The organism is Staphylococcus sp. GDY8P67P (assembly GCF_017892545.1).
In the GTDB taxonomy this organism is placed as follows: domain Bacteria; phylum Bacillota; class Bacilli; order Staphylococcales; family Staphylococcaceae; genus Staphylococcus; species Staphylococcus ureilyticus.
The window spans coordinates 1-20,719 of record NZ_JAESLH010000016.1 but is presented as its reverse complement, the minus strand read 5'-3'; the positions used below and the strand labels follow the sequence as shown (position 1 = coordinate 20,719).

At 32.3% G+C, this 20,719-nt stretch carries 19 protein-coding genes and 3 pseudogenes; 16 read left to right on the top strand and 6 right to left on the bottom strand.

What is annotated here, in order from left to right; all coding sequences use genetic code 11:
• Positions 1–38: 38 nt before the first annotated feature.
• The 4 genes from cch1 to KA833_RS06505 form a co-directional block, all read right to left on the bottom strand.
• Positions 39–1,829, bottom strand: coding sequence for a cassette chromosome replicative helicase (cch1, locus tag KA833_RS06520; protein WP_210128562.1), 1,791 nt, complete (start codon positions 1,827–1,829; stop codon positions 39–41).
• Positions 1,829–2,122: a cassette chromosome ssDNA-binding protein gene (gene ssb, locus KA833_RS06515; protein ID WP_037576829.1), complete on the bottom strand. Its 294-nt coding sequence runs from the start codon at positions 2,120–2,122 to the stop codon at positions 1,829–1,831. The genes cch1 and ssb overlap by 1 nt, the downstream gene beginning before the upstream one ends.
• 171 nt (positions 2,123–2,293) lie before the next feature.
• Positions 2,294–3,805: a hypothetical protein gene (locus tag KA833_RS06510; protein WP_210128561.1), complete on the bottom strand. Its 1,512-nt coding sequence runs from the start codon at positions 3,803–3,805 to the stop codon at positions 2,294–2,296.
• Between the two features lie 61 nt (positions 3,806–3,866).
• Positions 3,867–4,376, bottom strand: coding sequence for a Cthe_2314 family HEPN domain-containing protein (locus KA833_RS06505; RefSeq protein WP_230623012.1), 510 nt, complete (start codon positions 4,374–4,376; stop codon positions 3,867–3,869).
• 269 nt (positions 4,377–4,645) lie between these two features.
• Here KA833_RS06505 and KA833_RS13875 point away from each other — a divergent pair.
• Positions 4,646–4,948: pseudogene (locus KA833_RS13875) on the top strand (poly(glycerol-phosphate) alpha-glucosyltransferase); the annotation flags it as partial.
• A 107-nt stretch (positions 4,949–5,055) separates the two neighbouring features.
• Here the strand turns inward: KA833_RS13875 and KA833_RS06500 are convergent.
• The gene (locus tag KA833_RS06500; RefSeq protein ID WP_204179871.1) at positions 5,056–5,424 is read right to left on the bottom strand and encodes a MerR family transcriptional regulator; all 369 of its coding nucleotides are present in this window, start codon (positions 5,422–5,424) and stop codon (positions 5,056–5,058) included.
• Between the two features lie 77 nt (positions 5,425–5,501).
• Here KA833_RS06500 and KA833_RS06495 point away from each other — a divergent pair, with 77 nt between their 5' ends.
• From KA833_RS06495 to KA833_RS06440, 12 genes and pseudogenes are all read left to right on the top strand, one after another.
• A complete protein-coding gene (locus KA833_RS06495; protein WP_002511752.1) occupies positions 5,502–6,185 on the top strand; it encodes a type 1 glutamine amidotransferase domain-containing protein in 684 nt (227 codons plus the stop codon).
• 21 nt (positions 6,186–6,206) lie between these two features.
• Positions 6,207–6,872, top strand: a complete 666-nt coding sequence (locus tag KA833_RS06490; protein WP_210128560.1) for an SDR family oxidoreductase — start codon at positions 6,207–6,209, stop codon at positions 6,870–6,872.
• A gap of 3 nt (positions 6,873–6,875) precedes the next feature.
• Positions 6,876–7,880: an NADP-dependent oxidoreductase gene (locus KA833_RS06485; protein ID WP_210128559.1), complete on the top strand. Its 1,005-nt coding sequence runs from the start codon at positions 6,876–6,878 to the stop codon at positions 7,878–7,880.
• A 9-nt stretch (positions 7,881–7,889) separates the two neighbouring features.
• Positions 7,890–8,255, top strand: coding sequence for a DoxX family protein (locus KA833_RS06480; RefSeq protein ID WP_046207805.1), 366 nt, complete (start codon positions 7,890–7,892; stop codon positions 8,253–8,255).
• A 315-nt stretch (positions 8,256–8,570) separates the two neighbouring features.
• A pseudogene (isaB, locus tag KA833_RS06475) lies at positions 8,571–8,956 on the top strand (immunodominant staphylococcal antigen IsaB family protein); the annotation flags it as partial.
• Between the two features lie 446 nt (positions 8,957–9,402).
• Complete coding sequence (locus tag KA833_RS06470; protein ID WP_002483583.1) at positions 9,403–10,902, top strand: NAD-dependent epimerase/dehydratase family protein; 1,500 nt, start codon at positions 9,403–9,405, stop codon at positions 10,900–10,902.
• A 50-nt stretch (positions 10,903–10,952) separates the two neighbouring features.
• Positions 10,953–11,453 (top strand): TspO/MBR family protein, encoded by a 501-nt coding sequence (locus KA833_RS06465; RefSeq protein ID WP_046207806.1) that lies wholly within the window; start codon positions 10,953–10,955, stop codon positions 11,451–11,453.
• 4 nt (positions 11,454–11,457) lie between these two features.
• Entirely contained in the window at positions 11,458–11,931 is a 474-nt protein-coding gene (locus KA833_RS06460) for a glycosyl-4,4'-diaponeurosporenoate acyltransferase CrtO family protein (RefSeq protein ID WP_046207820.1), read from the top strand.
• Complete coding sequence (locus tag KA833_RS06455; RefSeq protein WP_046207807.1) at positions 11,932–13,422, top strand: phytoene desaturase family protein; 1,491 nt, start codon at positions 11,932–11,934, stop codon at positions 13,420–13,422.
• A gap of 66 nt (positions 13,423–13,488) precedes the next feature.
• Entirely contained in the window at positions 13,489–14,532 is a 1,044-nt protein-coding gene (locus tag KA833_RS06450; protein WP_231740046.1) for a glycosyltransferase family 2 protein, read from the top strand.
• Positions 14,533–14,587: 55 nt separating this feature from the next.
• Positions 14,588–15,469 carry a phytoene/squalene synthase family protein gene (locus KA833_RS06445; protein WP_019469197.1) on the top strand — a complete coding sequence of 294 codons (882 nt, stop codon included), beginning with the start codon at positions 14,588–14,590 and terminating at the stop codon, positions 15,467–15,469.
• Complete coding sequence (locus KA833_RS06440; protein ID WP_046207809.1) at positions 15,466–16,971, top strand: phytoene desaturase family protein; 1,506 nt, start codon at positions 15,466–15,468, stop codon at positions 16,969–16,971. The genes KA833_RS06445 and KA833_RS06440 overlap by 4 nt, the downstream gene beginning before the upstream one ends.
• A gap of 175 nt (positions 16,972–17,146) precedes the next feature.
• Here the strand turns inward: KA833_RS06440 and KA833_RS06435 are convergent, their stop codons facing one another.
• Positions 17,147–17,572, bottom strand: coding sequence for a pyridoxamine 5'-phosphate oxidase family protein (locus tag KA833_RS06435; RefSeq protein WP_041080228.1), 426 nt, complete (start codon positions 17,570–17,572; stop codon positions 17,147–17,149).
• Between the two features lie 183 nt (positions 17,573–17,755).
• Here KA833_RS06435 and KA833_RS06430 point away from each other — a divergent pair, with 183 nt between their 5' ends.
• The 3 genes and pseudogenes from KA833_RS06430 to KA833_RS06420 all read left to right on the top strand — a co-directional run.
• Positions 17,756–19,129, top strand: coding sequence for a cryptochrome/photolyase family protein (locus KA833_RS06430; RefSeq protein ID WP_210128558.1), 1,374 nt, complete (start codon positions 17,756–17,758; stop codon positions 19,127–19,129).
• Positions 19,130–19,159: 30 nt separating this feature from the next.
• On the top strand, positions 19,160–19,591 hold the full coding sequence (locus KA833_RS06425) for an antibiotic biosynthesis monooxygenase family protein (RefSeq protein ID WP_016911012.1): 432 nt from the start codon (positions 19,160–19,162) through the stop codon (positions 19,589–19,591).
• Between the two features lie 644 nt (positions 19,592–20,235).
• Positions 20,236–20,719, top strand: a pseudogene (locus KA833_RS06420) (heavy metal translocating P-type ATPase); the annotation flags it as partial.

The window sequence follows — 20,719 nt, the reverse complement described above, 5'->3', positions numbered from 1 at the left end:
GCTACAACGCACATAGCGCGTTGTAGCGATATTCATATTTAGAGTTCTAAATCGCCCTTTTCTTCCCACTCTCTACCGTCTTTAACAAATTTGTTGAGTAATTCCTTATTTGTTGTATTATTATCAAATTGCGGTGGTGTGTATGGTTCAGAATTTGAGCTTAAACCGAGAACAGGTGCAAACTCACTAGGCAATACAAGATGGTAGAACAAGATCGTTTTTGTTTTGCCTTGAGTATCTTTGACATTACGTTTGATAGCTATCCGATCGGAATCCATCTGGATATATCCTTCTGCTCTTAAACTATCTATTACATTTTTTACATCTTGGTATTGGTTTTCTTCCAACATATGTTTAAAAACATCTTTAAGCATCTTGACTTGAATGTGATCGTCTTTCAGCTCAATAAGGCCATAATTTTCAGTCATTATGGAGAGTTTTTCATTTTCCGCAAACTTACTACGATTGCGTGCCACGAACTGAACTACACTATCAATCGCCTTGGCTCCCAAACTGCGCTCACTTATGGAATCTACATGATAACTAACTAGGTACTCTCTAACTGCGACCAAATCGATAGGGGTTGCAATTACACGTTCTAATATTCGTGCTGATGTCGTTATTGTTGCATAGCGTTTGAACATTCGAATACCTACATTGTTTGTTTCATTGTTAAGCTGTGCTTTGAACCAATCGTGTTCTTTATGAAACCACTTGATTACTTCAGATTCACGATTTAGAAGGTATTCAGCTACTAACGGCATTACGTGTCCATAGTTTTTTGATGTTCCTTTTTTAATGGCGTCTGCATTGTCAGCGCTTGTTGTAAAGACATCAGAAATTTCGATGCATCTTGCTCTCAAACCATCATTTGCACTAGCATCTTTGAATATTGTGTGTTCTGCTGTACTAATCACACTAGATCCAAAGTGGTGAGGGTTTTTTACATTTCCTTCTCGATTAGCACGTAGACGACCTTGTCCCTCTGCTAGGGAATAAAGTAAGCCATTTGTATCTTTAAAGGTAGCTGCTGATAATTCATCTAAGGCAATAGGAACACCAAAGTTGTTACTTAAGTATCCTTCAATTGCATTACGGGTGCCGTTCCAACCTCTGAATAATGTTTGGTCACCTTTAGATGGATTACCTGCTATTGAAACTGCTAATGCCGCTGCAGTCGATTTACCCGTACTAGAGTTCCCCATAAATGAAAATATCGTGCCAAAATATTCGACTTCATGCTTTGTTTTTAAGAACGCAGTCACTAATGAAGAAACACCAAATATCACAGCAAGCTCCAGTAACAAGTTTCCTTTTACTTCATCAAGATACATTTGCCACCAGCCTTCAAATGTACCTTTAGGTTGTAAGTCATACTTTGTTTCACAAATGATTTCATCAGCCTGAGACTGCTCGATGTCTTTTGAAAGATATGGTTCATCTAATGAAATGACAGTACCTTCATCAGTACGTAAGACACCTACACCTGTATACAATGTAGAAATGGGCAGTGATTGACGCATTAATTGTAGTGCATTACCTAGCGATTTAATGTACTTTTCATTGATGCTGAACCCAAACATAACCAGTCTAGGTAACTTTTGTGTCGTTAGAATATCTGACGTTTCAATACGTTCAATATTTTTGCCATCCGTGATAGTCAATTTCTCAACCCCTGTAGTAGGGTCGAGAAATTTGTTTTCTATGATGATTGGACTAGATAAACGAATTATCTTATCTTCGTCATTTTTGTTTTTTGCTCGAATAAGTTCATACCATGCAGTTGAATCTAACCAGTATGGATATTGCTTGAATATGTTGTTAGTCATTAGTTGTTACCGCCTTTCCAGTTACTTTTGTGACGCATTGGATTTGGTCCTGTTTTACGATACACTAAGTTCCCGTTGCTATTCTTACCAATAATGACAAATGGAACACTTGGCGTGTTCTTTACAAAGTATGCAAACCAACGACCAACATCTTGTTGTACGTCAGTTGAACATGTAACGTTGGACGCCAAATTTAAATCGTTAAACGTAAAATCTTTACCAATTGCTAAATTAAAAGCAACACCACAAGCGCGTCTTTTTAACAAAAGAAAGCAATAACTTTTTTTGCTCATATAAAATTCCTCCTAATAATTAAAATCATCAAATTTGATGTAATTACATACTAATCCCTCACAAGTAGGCTTAGTTTCAAATTTTCCAGGGGAATTTTAGGACACTGATATAAAGGGATTTAAAAGAAAAAATACCTATCGAATACATGTATTCGATAGGCAATTAATTTATTAAAAATAAATATTTCTATGCTTTTTACTGTTTTTAAAACGTGATTCATAAAATTTACTAATAAGTTGAGTCATTAATGTATCACGAAAATCGTTAGGATTAGAGGTCAAACCATATCTATTATAAAATGTGCTTATGTCATAGTCAGCAAGTGTTGAAAGTAGTTCACTTTCAATAGTTGAAGTTAGCTTGCGATTCATTTGAATGGTTTCAGCAATTACCGATTTTAGATTTGAATTTCTAGCATAGCCATTAATTAAATTTTCTATATGTTGTGATTTTTGATCGTGTTTTTCAATCCAACTTTTTAAGTCCTGTTTAAGATTACTTATTATATGTAAAGATACTAGTATGTCTTGCTCTGTTGCTTTTTGCATTATGGTACTCACAGTTTGAACTAGTTCGTCTAATAAATCTGAAATAGCAGTAAATAGGGTAAAATGAAATGTATCTTCAATAGTTGTCTTATAATAGAGTTCATTATAACTGATTAGATTTTCCTCCTCCATGAATTCATCAATTTTTTCTTTTGACTGTATAATGTCATCAACAGTTATTGTTTTTCTGCGCAAGCTTTCATTTGCAATGCTGCGAATAAATTTAAAGTAAGGGTCATTTTTATCGTATAAATAAAGTGAAACACCAATAGCAGCTTGTCTGAATTGATCGATATTGTCAGATTGTTCTAAAGAACCATTTTTATGAGTTGACGGTTTAATACTATTTGCAATCTCAAAATATTGGGAGTCGCTTTTTCGTTGTTTAATTAAGTTTTTATTAATTAATTTTATAAAATAGTTTGACTTATTTTGACTTAATATGCCTTTTTCCAGATAGGAGTCCTGCTTTTCTTTATATACAAGATATTTAGTTAAGAAATCACTTATTAAAATGTCATTATATGATTCTGCAGTTAAGTCTTGATGGTTCTTTATAATTTCATTTTTAAGTTTGTTGAATTCTGAAGATGAATTTAATTTATCTTTGTTTTTATTCATTTTAATTTGAATATCCCATTTTTTAAGATTTATCTCACCCATTATTTGTCTTCTTACATTTTCAGCAGTTTGTTTAGCAAATTCTGTTTTGTCTGAAATGGCAAGTAAGAATTCATCAAAGTATGATTCTATTGTTTTTAAATCTAAGGATAGGAGAACGGAAGAGCCTTCTTCAACGATTTCTTGTGATATATCATCAATATCGATTTTACTTTGACTATCTATAAAAAATGATAATTTATCATTTTTAAAAATTTCTGATTGATATATATTTGGGACATTGTCAGTAAAGATACCGTTTAAATTTGATTTCACTGTATGTTGTTCAATAATTTGATCTGGTTGATTTACGAAGTAACTAATATAAACTGTTTCATTAGGTAATGATCTTCCTTTAATTAAGTTATTTTTATCAAATATGATGCTTTCTGGCTCAAACTCATTGCTGATTTTATGTATAAAATAGTTGAATTTCTGAAACCATAATTCTATTTTCCATTTGTTCTTTATCATACTAATCATCCATTTCTATAAAATTTTAATGTTTTTGGGTGAATTTAGAATGGTATAACTACTATAAGATGGTAAGTGCTGTTTTAATATGCTTAGCCTTTTTTTGCAGTTTTTCCAAATCAGACTCTATGTCTTTTATAGCTTCCTCAATATCATTAATCATTGGTTTATTAGCTTTAAAAAAAGCATTTCCATAATCATCTTTCTCGGGATGGCTATTTAATCGGTATGGAGTTATGTTATGAGTATATTCATCTCTATACTTTACGGTACGAATAGGACTGTTTTTATTAAGTATATTCCCTAATTTGTTAAAAGTTTCATTGTCAGAAGACTTTAATTTAGCTACTAGTTCTCTTTTAAAACCTAATTCTAATTTAACTTCATAAGAATGGGTTAATTCTCTTACTAATGTATACATTAAATCGTGTAAAGTATGTAAAAAATGAAGGGCTATGTTGTGATAATAAAATACCCAAGTCATTATATTTTTAATCTTATTAATGGTTTTCATGCTTATTAAGCCAGAATCAGCAAAGTATATGTCAGGATTTTCTTTGGTGATTTCCATACTTACATTTTTGACGAATATGTATTATAACGGTAAAGCTGAAGAGCATAAAAGAATTTCAAACACCCTACTATTTTTGTTTGATAGCACTAAATATTCATAGGAATTAAGTGAGGACTTTGTAAAGAATAGCATACAGATAGATATCTTTAACTTTAGTAATGAGTCATCTTTAGTAACAAATGATAAAGCTAAAGCACATTATATAGGGAAAAACAAAAATTTTATATATTTAAAAAATGTTTGTGGGATAGCTAAGAATGTAATTGTTGAATACTGTCAAAATGTTATTTGAAATGTTTATAGAGAAAAAATACTGGAAATATCATGATCACTGGTTAGGATATTGTACAAATGAATTGATACAAATTGACCCACAAGAGAAATATTATAAATTTGGCATTCAGACCGTATCCAGTTATTTAGATTATATGCAACAAAGGGAAACGTCATTCCCAATATTTTTAGAAATGTTAATGGCGACTTATTACTTAGTAGAAAAAGCAAAAAAGACAGGCTATGCTGAACTTATTGAAACTTATGTAAATGAAGAAAAACTCATTCCAGCCTTGCCTATTCACCTATCGCCTTTATCTACGCACTCAACCTTTAAAATCTACAATTTCTTTATGCTTATTCATTCACTATCCCTCCACACTCTTCTTATCGTTCTTTTAATTCACACACCCCTTTTCCCTCGCCACTCGGTCATGGCAGTTTGTAATTTTTGTTCAATTAAGTCGATATGTGTACTGATCAAATTCCGTTGTTCATTCAAGAATTTTAGGTGTGCGCGTAACACGCTTGGGACATCTATTTGGTTTTGATAAAGCATATCTGTGTTTTTTCGGATTTCTTTTAATGGCATATTCAAATTGCTTAGGCACTGGATAAATTTAATCATTTCGATATCGTCGTCTGTGTATAAACGCTTGTTATTGCTATCTCTGTCGATGTGTTTCAAGATATTCTTTTTCTCGTAATAACGCAGTTTGCTTTTAGGTATATTGCAATAATCTGAGACATATTCAATGTAATATTGTTTCATGTAAGCATATCCTTTCTCTTAAACCAAGGTTTAACTGATATTGTACTCTATATAAACATGAATGAGGAGGAAATACAATGAAAAAAGCTTTAATTGTTGTAACAAACATTGCGAAATACGATAATTTAGACAGACCTACGGGTGCGTGGTTCTCAGAGGTTACACACTTTGCGAAAGATTTCTATGACGCAGGTTATGATGTTGATTTCGTAAGTCCGAACGGTGGATATGTGCCTCTTGATCCTATCAGTCTTAACCCTGAAATGATGGGAGCTGAGGACTGGGAATACTACACGGATCATGATTATATGAATAAATTTGGACAAACATTATCTCCAAAAGAGGTTAATCCTAGCGACTATCAAGCCATTTACTTTGCAGGTGGACATGGTGCGATTTGGGATTTTAGAAATAACAAAGAACTTAACGACATTGCGTTAAGTATTTACAATAACCAAGGCATTCTCTCTTCTGTATGTCATGGTGCGGCTGGTCTACTCGATATTAAAGAAAATGGCGATTACCTGGTTCGTCATAAAGACGTGACTGGTTTTACAAATAGTGAAGAACAAGCAAATGGTACAACTGAATACATGCCATATTTATTAGAAGACGAATTTATTAGTAACGGTGCACATTTTAAAAAAGAGGATGACTGGAGCAATTTCGCAGTCGTAGATGGTCGCATTGTGACTGGTCAAAATCCTCAATCAGGACATGCTGTTGCTGAACATGCTTTAAAAATCTTAGCTAATCAATAATTTCATAAAGGAGCGATACACATGAAATCATTAATTATTGGCGCTAATGGTGGCGTCGGTCAACATCTCGTACGCAAACTCAAAGCACGAAACGTTGACTTTACTGCCGGTGTTAGAAAAGAAGAACAAGTTGAAGTTTTAAAAGCAGATGGTATTGATGCAACTTACATTGATGTTGCAAAACAATCTATTGATGAATTAATAGAATTATTTAAACCGTATGATCAAATCCTTTTTTCCGTCGGTTCTGTTGGAAGCACAGGTGACGATCAAACAATCATAGTAGATTTAGACGGTGCAGTGAAAGCAATTAAAGCAAGTGAACACGTCGGTCGTCAACACTTTGTTATGGTATCAACGTACGACTCACGTCGAGAAGCGTTTGATGCGTCAGGCGACTTGAAACCATATACCATTGCAAAACATTATGCGGATGACTACTTAAGACATTCAAATTTAAAATATACCATCGTGCATCCAGGCGCATTAACTAACGATCATGAAACGCAACAATTCAATATGAGTGCGCAATTTGAAAATGTACAAAATCCGTCTATTACAAGAGAAGATGTAGCAGAAGTGCTTGTTTCTGTGTTAACTGATGAAGCATTAAAAGGTCACGAATTCCAAATCATCAATGGTGATTTGTCATTATCAGACGCTACGACTAAATATCTGGAGGAATAATAAATGAATAATCAACAAGTTGTACTTGCAAAACGACCACAAAGTATCCCTCAAGACGATGTATTTAGATTTGAAACAATAGAAACTCGAGAACCACATGCAGGTGAGGTTCAAGTAGAATCCATTTATGTATCTGTAGATCCTTACATGAGAGGCAGAATGAATGATACAAAAAGTTATGTTCAACCTTTCCAAGTGAATGAGCCATTACAAGGTCATATTGTTGGAAAAGTCACACAATCGAACGATGAACGTCTATCTGTCGGCGATTATGTCACAGGCATATTACCATGGAAAAAGATAAATACAGTGAATGGAGACGATGTGACCCCTGTGCCATCAAAAGATGTACCATTACATTTATATTTGAGTGTTTTAGGCATGCCGGGAATGACGGCCTATACAGGATTGCTTCAAATTGGTCAACCACAATCTGGCGAGACGGTTGTCGTGTCAGCTGCATCAGGTGCAGTAGGCTCTGTCGTAGGACAAATTGCTAAGATTAAAGGCGCAAAAGTTGTCGGTATTGCTGGTGGTAAGCAGAAAACAACATATTTAACAGATGAATTAGGATTTGATGCGGCCATTGACTATAAACAAGATGATTTCGCACAACAACTCGAAGCGGCTGTACCAGATGGTATTGATGTGTATTTTGAAAATGTAGGCGGCGCAATTTCTGATGAAGTGTTTAAACACTTAAATCGATTTGCACGCGTTCCGGTATGTGGTGCAATTTCAGCATATAATAATGAAAAAGACGATGTTGGACCACGTATCCAAGGAACGTTGATTAAAAATCAAGCATTGATGCAAGGTTTTGTAGTAGCACAATTCGCTGATCATTTTAAAGAAGCAAGCGAACAACTCGCACAATGGGTGTCTGAAGGTAAAATTAAATTTGAAGTGACGATAGATGAAGGTTTTGATAATTTACCTTCTGCATTTAGAAAGTTATTCACAGGAGAGAATTTTGGTAAACAAGTTGTCAAAGTCGCTGAAGAATAGCAGAAGACTATGAAAAATATCATCGTAAGACTCATATTTAGTTTACTGTTTTATAAAAGTGGTGTTGCACACTTTAAAAATAAAGATATGTTTTTAAAAATCGTGCCGTCCTATTTACCTTTCAAACACGCAATAGTTAAGTATTCGGGCATATTAGAATTTATAATTGCTTTTTATGTACTCGGTGCTAAAAATAGATCACGCGTAAGAAAAGTAGTACAAGGATTCCTTTGGCTCGTATTTCCTGCAAATATTTACGCTGCACGTAAGAACATCTCTTATAAAGATGAAAGAGATGAAACAGATAGTGTTAAGCAGCATGTCATTCGTTTACCATTACAATTTGTCATGGTCGCACTTGCGAAACTATTATAAGACTTATCATAGCCACGCCTGGAACATTACTTTTGTTCCAGGCGATTTTTTAATATTTACACTTAAAATCGACGTATATCAAATGATTCTCTTGACAACGCTTATGTGCTCTTTGTTTAAATAAGCTCATATCAGACATTTACTTTTCAATTTTTCTATAGTGATAAGCTTCTAAATTAAGAAAAGCATAAGTTAATTTGCTTGTATGAGTGTAAGAAGAAATAAAAAATGTATTTTATCATGTGATGCTATCGCAACATTGTAACATTAATGTAATAACGTGACCTGTAAGACAAATATGAGGGGAGGGTTTTTATGAAAAAAGTTTCTAACTTTATTTTAGCTAGTAGTTTAGTTTTGGGCTTTTTCGTAACGCCCGAATTATTTAATATCACTCAAGCACATGCGCAAGAATCTGTGAAACCTTATTATAGTTACAGTGGTTATACAGCAAATCAAAGTAATTTTATTCTAGATAAGAATTTTAAAACATCTCAAAAAGCTGATAACTTCAAGATTAATAATCACAAGATTACTAAAAATGCATTAGCTAAAAATTATAAAGATTTACACGATCCAACATATTACGGGGTTTCTAATCATAAAACGAATGGTGTTTTCTTTTTATTAGACGGTAAGTCAGTGAGCAAAAATAATTATTGAATCATTACGGTGAAGCAAAGTATACATCTACATCAGCCTGAGCCAAAGAATATATGTATAAAATTGGAAATGATGACTTTTAAAATATAAAGTTGTAGTAGATACATTGTAAAAATAAACTTAAATTGCTCAAATACTTTTCAATAATATCAAGATATATATTAAATCGAAAGTGATTATATAGTACCAAAGCAAATATGGTACTAATTCCAGATTATACAGGAAAAGATAAAGAATTTTTTATACTAGTGAGATCATTAAAGCAAGTAAGATTATTCCTTTTTTAGTCAAATTCTTGTGGTTTGATAAATTTATTGATTAATTATTATAAATAAAGATTGAAAAGCTTTAAGAAGGGTATAATTTTAAATAAGAGACTTGGAGCTCTTGTCAATTAAGATAATGAGCAAGTGAGCTCGTTAAGTTAAAGATGAGCTGAGGTAAAGTTTACCTGCTCATCTTTTTCTATTTGGAGGCTAAATATATGAAAAAAATATTATTAACAGGCGCTTCGGGATATATCGGTAGTCACTTAATGAATAAATTAAAAGATAACTATGAAATTATAGCTATTTCTAGAAATATAGAAAATAAATCAAATGAACACAATGTTACTTGGAAGGCAGCTGACTTGTTTGATTTAAATGAAATCACTGAGGTAATGGAGGATATTGATATCGCTATATATCTTGTCCATTCTATGATGCCTTCAGCTAAGTTGACGCAGGCGAGCTTTGAAGATATGGATGCATTATTAGCTGATAATTTTGCTAAAGCCGCAAGTTATAACAAAGTTCAGCATATTGTATTTATGAGTGGTTTGATACCTAATACAAGTGAATTATCACCACATTTAAGAAGCCGTTTAGAGTGCGAACAGATTTTAGGATCATATGGTGTACCAGTAAGTACTTTAAGAGCGGGTTTGATTATAGGCTCTAAAGGAAGTTCTTACCCTATATTAAAAAAATTAGTGGATAGATTACCTGGCCTGTTACTGCCAAAATGGGCTTATAATACAACATTGCCAGTTGCAATAGACGACGTGATTGACGGTTTATATAAAATTGTAGAGCGTAATCCAAATGAGAACGAATCGATAGATATTGGTGGACCTAGTCATATGACTTATAAAGATCTATTCAAGCAAACTGCAGAGGTACTAGATAAACGATTACCTACGATAGATTTGCCTATTATTCCCATTTGGCTAAGTAAATATTGGGTGAAACTTATTTCAGGTGTTCCAAAAGAAATGGTCTATCCGTTAATGGATAGCTTAATTCATGATATGATTAGAAATGATGAAAATATTGTGAAGGACATTTCTATAGGCAAGATTGATTATAAGGAAAGTGTGCGTAATGCCTTGGAAGAAGAAACTAAGACACAAAAGAAAGGGAAGTCATCACGTAAGGGCGATATTAAAGATGTTAGAGCAATATCAAGGGTAGTCTTACCTAAAGATGTAAATATGATTCAATTGGCAGAATCATATGCAAATTTTTTAAATAGAATTACATTAAATGTCGTTAATAGTGATTTTAACGAAGATAACTTTACGATTAGTGTGCCGTGTTTAAATAAGGACTTATTATTATTAAGTAAAGATTTTAAAGCTTCTAATAACGAGAGAATTTTATATCGAATTGTTGGTGGAGATTTCGCTTTAGATTCAGATGGTGGTAATGCGAGATTAGAGTTTAGAAGATTACCTAATAGTGACGCATGTATCATAGCGTTACAAGAATATGAACCGACGTTACCTTGGTGGGTATATAAGTATACCCAAGCAAAAGTTCATAAAAGTGTAATGAATCTTTTTAAATTCAAGATTAATAGCCAAAAAACTAATAAAGGAGAATACTTTAATATGAAGAAGTTTATTTTGCCAATTGTTATTACAGGTGCAATTGTTTTGAAAGTATATGGATTGAAAAAGTATTTAGCTAGAAAAAATAACATGTCTAATGCCGAACTATAGCTATTAGATATAATAGCTAGTTACTTTTACAAAAAAAGAGGGGATCAACTATGAAAGCAAACGGGATAATTAAAACAATTATAAAAGTTATAACACCAATTACAGGTGGTAAATTTATAGGGAAATTTGCAGTGAAAAACGCGAGAAAAGATTATAAAAATAATGTTAAACCACCTTTTTCACCACCCGGCTATGTCTTTCCAATTGTGTGGCCAATACTTTATACAACGATGGGCGTAGCTTATGCATTAGTGACTAATAAATCTACTAGTAAGGCTTTGAAAGGTGCTTATTACTCACAATTAAGCCTGAATTATCTATGGTCGATATTATACTTCAAATATAAATTACGCTTTAGTGCGTTGATAGAGAGTGTTGTATTACTGGGCGCAGTAGTTACAACAACTGTAAAATTTTTCAATGTAAAAAAAGTTGCTGGCATTTTACTAGTTCCATATATGCTTTGGAGCGCTTTTGCTACTTATTTAACAGCTGGTAATTGGTATTTAAATAAAGATAACCCAAGCTATACAGCGAAATCTGAGCATTAAATTGATAAAAAAGATTATATATATTGCGCTATATTGGTTTATAGTTCAAATGATTATTGCTCAACTTGGTACTCGTATTAGTTATAAGTTCTTAGAAAAAGATAATAAGTATTTTCGAAGTTGGAATATTGAACAAGAGGGTCAATTATGGCAACAATTAGTTAAAGTGCAATATTGGAAAGATTATTTGCCAGACGGTCAAAATCTTAACCCTAATATCAGTAGTAAAGCGACTTTCGATTTATCTAAAAATATGAATGATATACAGCGATTTATATTAGAAACTAGACGTGCAGAGGTGGTTCATCTGCTATCCATATTTCCTGTTATTGCGTTTTTTAAAGCGTCAAAAAGCGTTAAAATAATTAATTTTATATATGTCATTATAGCTAATGTGCCTTGTATGATTGTTCAGCGCTATAATCGCCCTAAGTTAATACGTATTTATAATAAATTACAAAAAAGAAAAGGTGATTAAATGGGAAATAAGAAAGTGGTTGTCATAGGAGGTGGCTTGGGAGGGATTGCCAGTGCAATTTGTATGGCTCAAGCAGGCTATCAAGTGGATTTATATGAACAAAATAAGCATATCGGTGGAAAGGTAAATAGGTTAGACATAGATGACTATGGATTTGATCTCGGTCCATCAATTTTAACCATGCCTAAAGTATTTCAACGCCTATTTCAACGATGTGATGAAAGGCTAGAAGATTATGTTAGCATTCGTAAGTTAAGTTTACAGATTAGAAACGTTTATCCAGATGGTCAAATTTTAGATTTATATGAATCCATGGAAGATATGTTAACAAATAATGAATCGTTAACAAATAAGGATATAGAGCAACTTTCTTCGTTTTTTAGTTACGCACAAAAGATACATCAAGTTGCTGAAAAAAGCTACTTTGATAAGGGGTTAGATACGATGTATGCAATCATTCGTTATCATGGTCCATTTTCAGCTTTAAAACAATTCGACTATTTTCATACAATGCAACAAGCCATTAATAAAAGGGTAGATAACCCATATTTAAGAGAAATGCTAGGTTATTTCATAAAATATGTCGGCTCCTCATCTTATGATGCTCCGGCTGTATTGAGTTTATTACCTCAAATGCAACATGAGGAAGGTTTGTGGTACGTAGATGGTGGCATTCATAAGTTAGCGGAAGCGATGGAACAATTAGCGAGAAAATTAGGTGTGGGCATACATTTTAACACCCCTGTAAAACGTATCAATTATAATAGTCAAAATAAGGTGACAGGGATAACAATAGAAAGTAATAAGGAAATATATGCAGATTACATTATATCTAATATGGAAGTAATCCCTGTTTATAAGTATTTATTGAATTTTGATGCAAACCAAATAAACAAATTGGAACGTAAATTTGAGCCAGCTAGTTCAGGTTATGTCATGCATCTTGGTGTGGACAAAAGTTATCCAGAGCTTCAACATCATAACTTTTTCTTTTCAAGTAATTCTAAAGTTAATTATGATCAAGTTTTTCACCAGTATGTTTTGCCTGAAGATCCGACTATTTATGTAGTGAATACAAATAAAACAGATAAGACACAGGCGCCAGAGGGACACGAGAATATAAAAATATTGCCACACATACCGTACATTCAGAGTAAGTCATTTAGTGAAGCAGAATATCTGCAATTCCAAGAACGTATATTGGATAAATTAGAGTCCATGGGCTTGAAAGATTTGAGAAAGCACATTGTATATGAAGACGTATGGACACCACATGATATAGAAAATACATACAATTCTAATAAAGGAGCTATATATGGTGTAGTATCCAATAAGAAGAAAAATAAAGGTTTTAAATTTCCTAAAAAAAGTCAGTACTTCAAAAATTTGTACTTTGTAGGTGGTTCTGTAAATCCTGGCGCTGGAATGCCTATGGTTACTTTGAGTGGTATGCAAGTAGCAGAAGCTATTATTAATGGAGAAAGTAGTTGAGGCTGAATGATACTTTATATAATAGCAATAGTATTGACGATACTATCACTAATAAGTGGAATGTGTATGTATGCGCGTCGAGCGATTATAAATAACTCCGGAAAAGGAAGAGGTCAGACAGCCGTCAGTATTATTGTACCTGCTAGAAATGAAGCGGAGAACTTACCTAAATTACTTAACAGTATAAGTAAAGAGCAAGAAATAGAAGTAATTGTTATGGATGATGGTTCAACTGATGAGACACAAGTTGTCGCTAGATATTATGGTGCGAGCGTATATACTGTTGAAAATGATACTACATGGCAAGGTAAGTCACATGCTTGTTGGCAAGGTAACAAATATGCAACGCATGATTTATTAATGTTTGTTGATGCTGATGTTCAGTTTGCTTGTGATGATAGTATTCAAAATATAGCCAATCAATATGATTTACAAGGTGGTAAAGGTTTGTTGTCAATACAACCTTATCACAAGATAAAAAAGCTCTATGAAAATATATCGGCGATTTTTAATTTAATGACAATCGTAGGTATGAATCAATTTTCAATCACGAAATCAGCAAATAATGAGCAAGGCGCGTTTGGACCAGTCCTTGTGACAAATAAGCAAGATTATAAATTGACACAAGGACATTTGAAAGCTAAAAATCAAATCATTGAAGGCTTTGCAATAAATAAAGCATATAATCAGCAAGGTTTGCCAGTTAGTTTGCATGAAGGCCAAGGCGTAGTGAATTTTAGAATGTATTCTCAAGGATATAAAGCGCTACTAGAGGGTTGGAGTAAACACTTTGCACTTGGCTCTCAAGTAACTAAAAAGTCTACGCTTACGTTTGTATTTTTATGGCTATTTGGTTCACTTACAACAGTTTTAGCGATAATTTTTTCAATTAATTTAGGCTCGTTATATATATTATTAGCTATTACTCTATATTTTATATATGCGATACAATTTCATATATTTATTCGAAGAACAGGAAATTTTAATATCGTTGCGAGTTTGTGTCATCCACTGCTCTTCATATGCTTTGTCGTGATATTTTTTAAATCATGGTTAGATATCAATGTATTCAAACGTATATATTGGAAAGGCCGTAGAATAGATTTATAGCTTAGTTTTTTATACAAATGTCAAGAAGTTCTAGGCTTACTGAGGAGGCCAATAAATGAATCAATTAGAGAGAGATTATAACCATTGTCACAATATAATGAAAGAACATTCAAAAACGTTCTCATATGCCTTTGATTTTTTGGATTTAAAAAGGAAAAAAGCAATTTGGGCTATTTATGCAGTTTGCAGAATTATAGATGACAGTATTGATAAATACAAAGACCTTGAGCAATTAAACGGCATAGCTAGAGATTTAGATGTGATTTATAGCGATTGTGATTATATTCAAGCGTATCAAAGTGATGCAGCTATTATGAATGCTTTAAGTAATACATTGAATACATATTCAATACCTAAAAAACCTTTTGAATCTTTAATTCAATATGTGAAGGAAGATTTAGTTTTAAAAGAAATGAAAACTGATTCAGATTTATATGAGTATTGCTATGGTGTGGCAGGTACTGTCGGTGAATTGTTAACTCCTATATTAACTTCATCAAATGAAAATAATTTCGAGCAAGCTGAAGAAGCTGCGATTGCTTTAGGCAAGGCAATGCAAATAACTAATATTTTAAGAGATGTCGGCGAAGATTTTCAAAATGGAAGAATTTATCTAAGTGTAGAAAAATTAGCTCAATATCGAGTTAATCTACATTCTATATATTATGAAGGAGTTACGCCAAATTATATAGAACTGTGGGAAAGTTACGCTACAGAGTCAGTTAGGTTATATGATATTGCATTAAACGGTATTAATTATTTTGACGAAGAGGTACGTTACATTATCGAATTAGCTGCGATAGCTTATCATGAAATACTTGTGGAAGTAAGGAAGGCAAACTATACGTTGCATAAGAAAGTATATGTAAGCAAATTGAAAAAAATGAAAATTTATCGTGAACTTAGTGCGAAATATAATAGGAGTGAAACATTATGAAGATTGCAGTTATAGGCGGCGGTGTTTCAGGTTTAGCTGCAGCTTCAAGATTAGCAGCAAACGGTCACCAAGTAGATTTATATGAAAAGAACCAACAAATAGGTGGCAGAATGAATCAGATCAAGCAAGATGGATTTACATTTGATATGGGACCAAGCATCGTAATGATGCCTGAGATTTATCGAGACGTTTTTAATTACGCTCAAAAAAATATGAATGATTACTTGGAAATTAAACAATTATCACATATATATGATGTTTATTTTAGTGAAACAGATCAAATTCGCGTTCCTACAGATCTTGCTCAATTAAGAAATATGCTTGAAGGTATTGAACCTAACTCTACATATGGTTTTATGTCCTTTTTAACAGATATATACGAAAGATACGAAATAGCACGAAAATATTTTCTAGAACGTACGTTTAGAAAACCTACGGATTTTTATAATCCTTTTACTATATATCAGGGTATGAAACTCAAAACATTTGATAAAGCAGATAATTTAATTGAAAAATATGTTGATAATGAAAAAATCCAAAAGATTTTAGCGTTTCAAACATTATATATAGGTATCGACCCTAAACGAAGCCCGTCATTGTATTCAATTATACCCATGATAGAGTTAATGTTTGGTGTTCACTTTATAAAAGGTGGTATGTATAGCTTTGTCAGAGCGCTTCAAACGCTAAATGAAGAATTAGGTACTCAAATTTATACCAACGCAAACGTTGAAGAAATTATCATTGATAGTAGGTATAAGCGTGCGGAGGGACTAAAAGTAAACGGACATATAGAAAAGTATGACAAAATAATTTGTACTGCTGATTTTCCATATGCTACTTCATCTTTAATTAAAAATGAACATCATCCTAAGAAGTATACGACACAGAAAATTGATAACATGGACTATTCTTGCTCAGCCTTTTTAATGTACATAGGGGTTGATAAAGATTTATCTGAAGATATCTTGTTACATAATGTTATATTTTCAAAGGATTTTGATAATAATATCAATGAAATATTTTCCGGGGAAATATCCCAAGATCCATCAATATATGTATACGCTCCTAGTGTGGAAGATCAGTCGTTAGCGCCAGAAGGTCAAACAGGTATTTATGTGCTGATGCCCGTTTCAGAATTGAAAACAGGTGATACGGATTGGTCTGATGAGTCAACAATCATACAAGTGAAAGATATTATTTACAATAAGCTTTCTACGATTAAAGCGTTAAAAGATTTGAAAAAGCAAGTTGTGACAGAAATTATTTATACGCCTAAGGATTTTGAAGGAGATTATAATGCTAAATTTGGAGCAGCCTTTGGTTTAATGCCTACTTTAGCGCAAAGTAACTATTACAGACCGCCGAATGTGAGCAGAGATTACAAAAATTTGTATTTTGCTGGAGCTAGTGTTCATCCAGGGGCAGGAGTGCCAATTGTACTGACGAGTGCTAAAATTACAGTTGATGCTATGTTAGAAGATATTAATAATGGTATATAAAAACGGGAGTGGGACAGAAATCAAATTTTCTAATATAGATTTCGTAGTCCCACCCCGGCAAGGGTGACTAGGATTGAAAAAAGCTTGATATAATCGCATTTTCAATTCAGTCACCTACTGCCAAATTGAAAACGAGCCTGAGACATCTATTTATGTCCTAGGCTCGCCTTTTTAACTAATCGAACGTAATGGTTTGTGGTGCGTCTAATTTTTTATCGTTCATAATTTTTATGGATTTTGGTATTACTTTAATTACACACAAGTTTGGATCATCCTTAGAGTCAAAAAAGGACTTATCTTGTTTGTTCCAAATCCAATCAATAGTCTCTTGATCTTTCAGTATTTCAACATTAGCATCAATTTCTAGAAAACTACGATTATTCGTTTCATCGTAACCTATAAGTACGTGAGCTTTGGGATTATCTTTAAATTCAGCAATTTTTTTAGACTCAATGCTTGTCTTAGTATAAAGTGTGTGTCCATCATTATAAAATACCATGTATCTACTATTAGGTGTATTGTTATGTGCAGTAGATAGGACACCTATTTTTGATGTATTTAATATATTTTCAATTTCATTTTGTAATTGTTTGTTATTCATAATTTAATCACCTCTGATAATAATATACCCTGAAGTTGCCTATAATATGTAAGGTATTAAAATTTATTTTATTTTTTAGTGAATTATACAAAAGTTAAAACGGGTATATGATTGAAAACACAATCTTAAGTTAAAGGACAATTATAAAGTGAATTTGTATGAAACAAGCTGGGAGGCAATAAAATGCATTTAGGAGTCATACTTAACAGAGTTTTTAGAACGAAAGATAATCCACTTTTTCAATATATAGTGAAGCATCAAAATGAGATAAATAAATTGTATTTTATCTTACCTTTAGAAGATTTAACTGACGCATCAGAAGTAAAACGTAACTATTACTATAAAGTTGTAAAAGGATTTGTAAATGCTTTAGATAAGCATGATATACAACCTTATATTGTCACATACGAAAAGCTAGGTGAATTAGCAGAAACATTGGCGTTATCTCACGTATTAGTAGCAAAAGATATTATGAGTTATCACAAAGAAATATATGACTATCCTCATGTAAAAAAGGCTTTTGAAAATCACCAAGTTACAGTAATTGGACAGCGCGTGAATCATTATTTTGTGCCAACAAAGACTTTTAATAAACAGCAACAGCCTTATAAAGTATTTACTAGTTTTTATAAAGCAAATCGTCAGGACTTAGTACACACCCCTAAAAAAAGTTATCAATTTAAGCAGTTGTCTCAAATTGCGGAAAAGGGTTCAAATCAAAGTGACTTAAAATTTGAAAATAATAAAGATATAGAAAAGTTAGCGCGTAAAGCTTGGGATGATTTTTTAAATGGTGACATAGCTCATTATGATAAATTGACTGACGATGTGTCGCAGGATTTTGTTAGTGGATTAGGTAAATATTTAGCATATGGACTACTCGATATTCGTGAAATTATAAATGATTTACTTGAAGATTATGAGAGCGATGAAAAAAATTTTGAAGCTTTTATAAGAGAGGTTCTATTCCGTGAATTTTATTATGTGTTAATGACACAGTATTCAGAAACGGCAACTAAATCCTTTTCTGAAAAATATCGAAACATGCAATGGTCGTATAATAAAACACATTTTGAAGTATGGAAAAAAGGTCAAACTGGTTACCCAATCGTTGATGCTGCAATGAAGAAGCTGAATCGTACAGGATATATGCATAATCGCTTACGAATGGTCGTATCACAATTTTTAACGAAAAATTTATTTATTGATTGGACTTGGGGGGAGGAGTACTTTAGACAGTATTTGATAGATTATGATAATGCATCTAATGTACATGGATGGCAGTGGTCAGCATCAACTGGAACAGATGCAGTGCCTTATTTCAGAATGTTTAATCCTATACGTCAAAGTGAGCGTTTTGATGCGCAAGGGTATTTTATTAAAACACAGCTAGAAATATTTAATGATGTGAGCAGTAAATACATTCATGATCCAACTAAATATAAAGACAAGTTACAAGAAATTTATCATATTGAAATTGGAAAAGATTATCCACAGACTATCGTGAATCATAAAAATAGTAGAGATTATGTTATGGATAAATTTAAGCAATTTTGACATATCATCCAATAAAAAGGAGTGATTCATTTGTTGAAAAATGAAATACATCGTATTTATTTAGACAAAAATAATAATGAGGTAACTATTAATAGATTTAATGTGACATATCACTATACTATATTAGAACAAATTAATGATTTGCCACAATATGGTTATGCAGTTTTAAACCATTTATATGCTAATCCTGGTTTAGAGGCAGACTTCGAGCGTGTGTTCTTAAATAGAGATAAACATCTAGAGAATACTGAAGGGTTTGAAAATCTATTATTTCTAAAGCCACATAGTACACATGAACATCATGTTATCATTACGTTTTGGCAAGACGAAGCAGCTTACAAACATTGGCAAGAGTCTCAGGAATATAAAGCATCCCATAAAAATAGAGGAACCAAGCAAGGTGCTGATAAATCTATTGTAAACAGAAACCTATCATTTAATATTAGTTTAGAATTTAAATAACATAATTTTTGAATTAAATGATATTTCTGCAAACATATAGGCGAGTTATTTAAATACTAACTTGCCTATTTTTTAAGCGATATAAAAATTTTAGCAAAATCACTGATAAGCAGAGACATATCACAAATAAAACTAAAAAATAGGTTGTATGTAACTCACTTTGAAATTGATTGAATATATAGTATCTTTAATAAAATGCAGCTATTGTGGCGTAGAATTTGAGAATCAAAAAAGGATTAATATAGTTTGAAGAGACTGAGCATAAATACTAGAAAAATGGCCAGTAAATGAGTTTATTATAAATTCATTTACTGGCTTCTTTAAATAATTATCTAGACAATTTGCTTTTCTAGACATACTCTGAAATGCGTTATTTTCTTTAAGAATATTAATATATGACTTGTTTTGGTAATGATAACCTTGGTCAGAGTGTATTGTCATGCGATAGTTAAGATTAGATCTTTTAATTAAAACATTGTTTTAATTATCGATGACAAGGTCTAATGTAGGACGTGTAGACATAAGTTTCGGAATTATATAAATCCATAAAAGTAGATAAATCGAAAACATTTATACCCCTAAGGGGTATGTGTTATAGTATAAGTATAGCTAATATAATATTTTCATAAATAGGAGGAGTTAATTTGAAGAATAATGGTGAAGAGCTTAAGCATCAAAATCACATGAATCATTCCAATCAAATGCATCATGATAACCATGAATCACATAATCATCATAGTGGCCATGCACATCATCATGGGAATTTTAAAGCTAAGTTTTTTGTTTCATTAATTTTTGCAATACCTATCATTTTTTTATCGCCAATGATGGGCGTTAAATTACCTTTTCAATTCACATTTCCAGGTTCTGAATGGGTAGTGTTAATATTAGGTACAATTTTATTCTTTTATGGTGGTAAACCGTTCTTGTCTGGTGGTAAAGATGAAATTGCTGCAAAAAAACCAGGCATGATGACCTTAGTTGCCCTAGGCATTTCGGTAGCTTATATTTATAGCTTGTATGCTTTTTATATGAATAACTTTAGTAGTGCAACTGGTCATACAATGGACTTTTTTTGGGAATTAGCTACCTTAATTTTAATTATGTTATTAGGACATTGGATAGAAA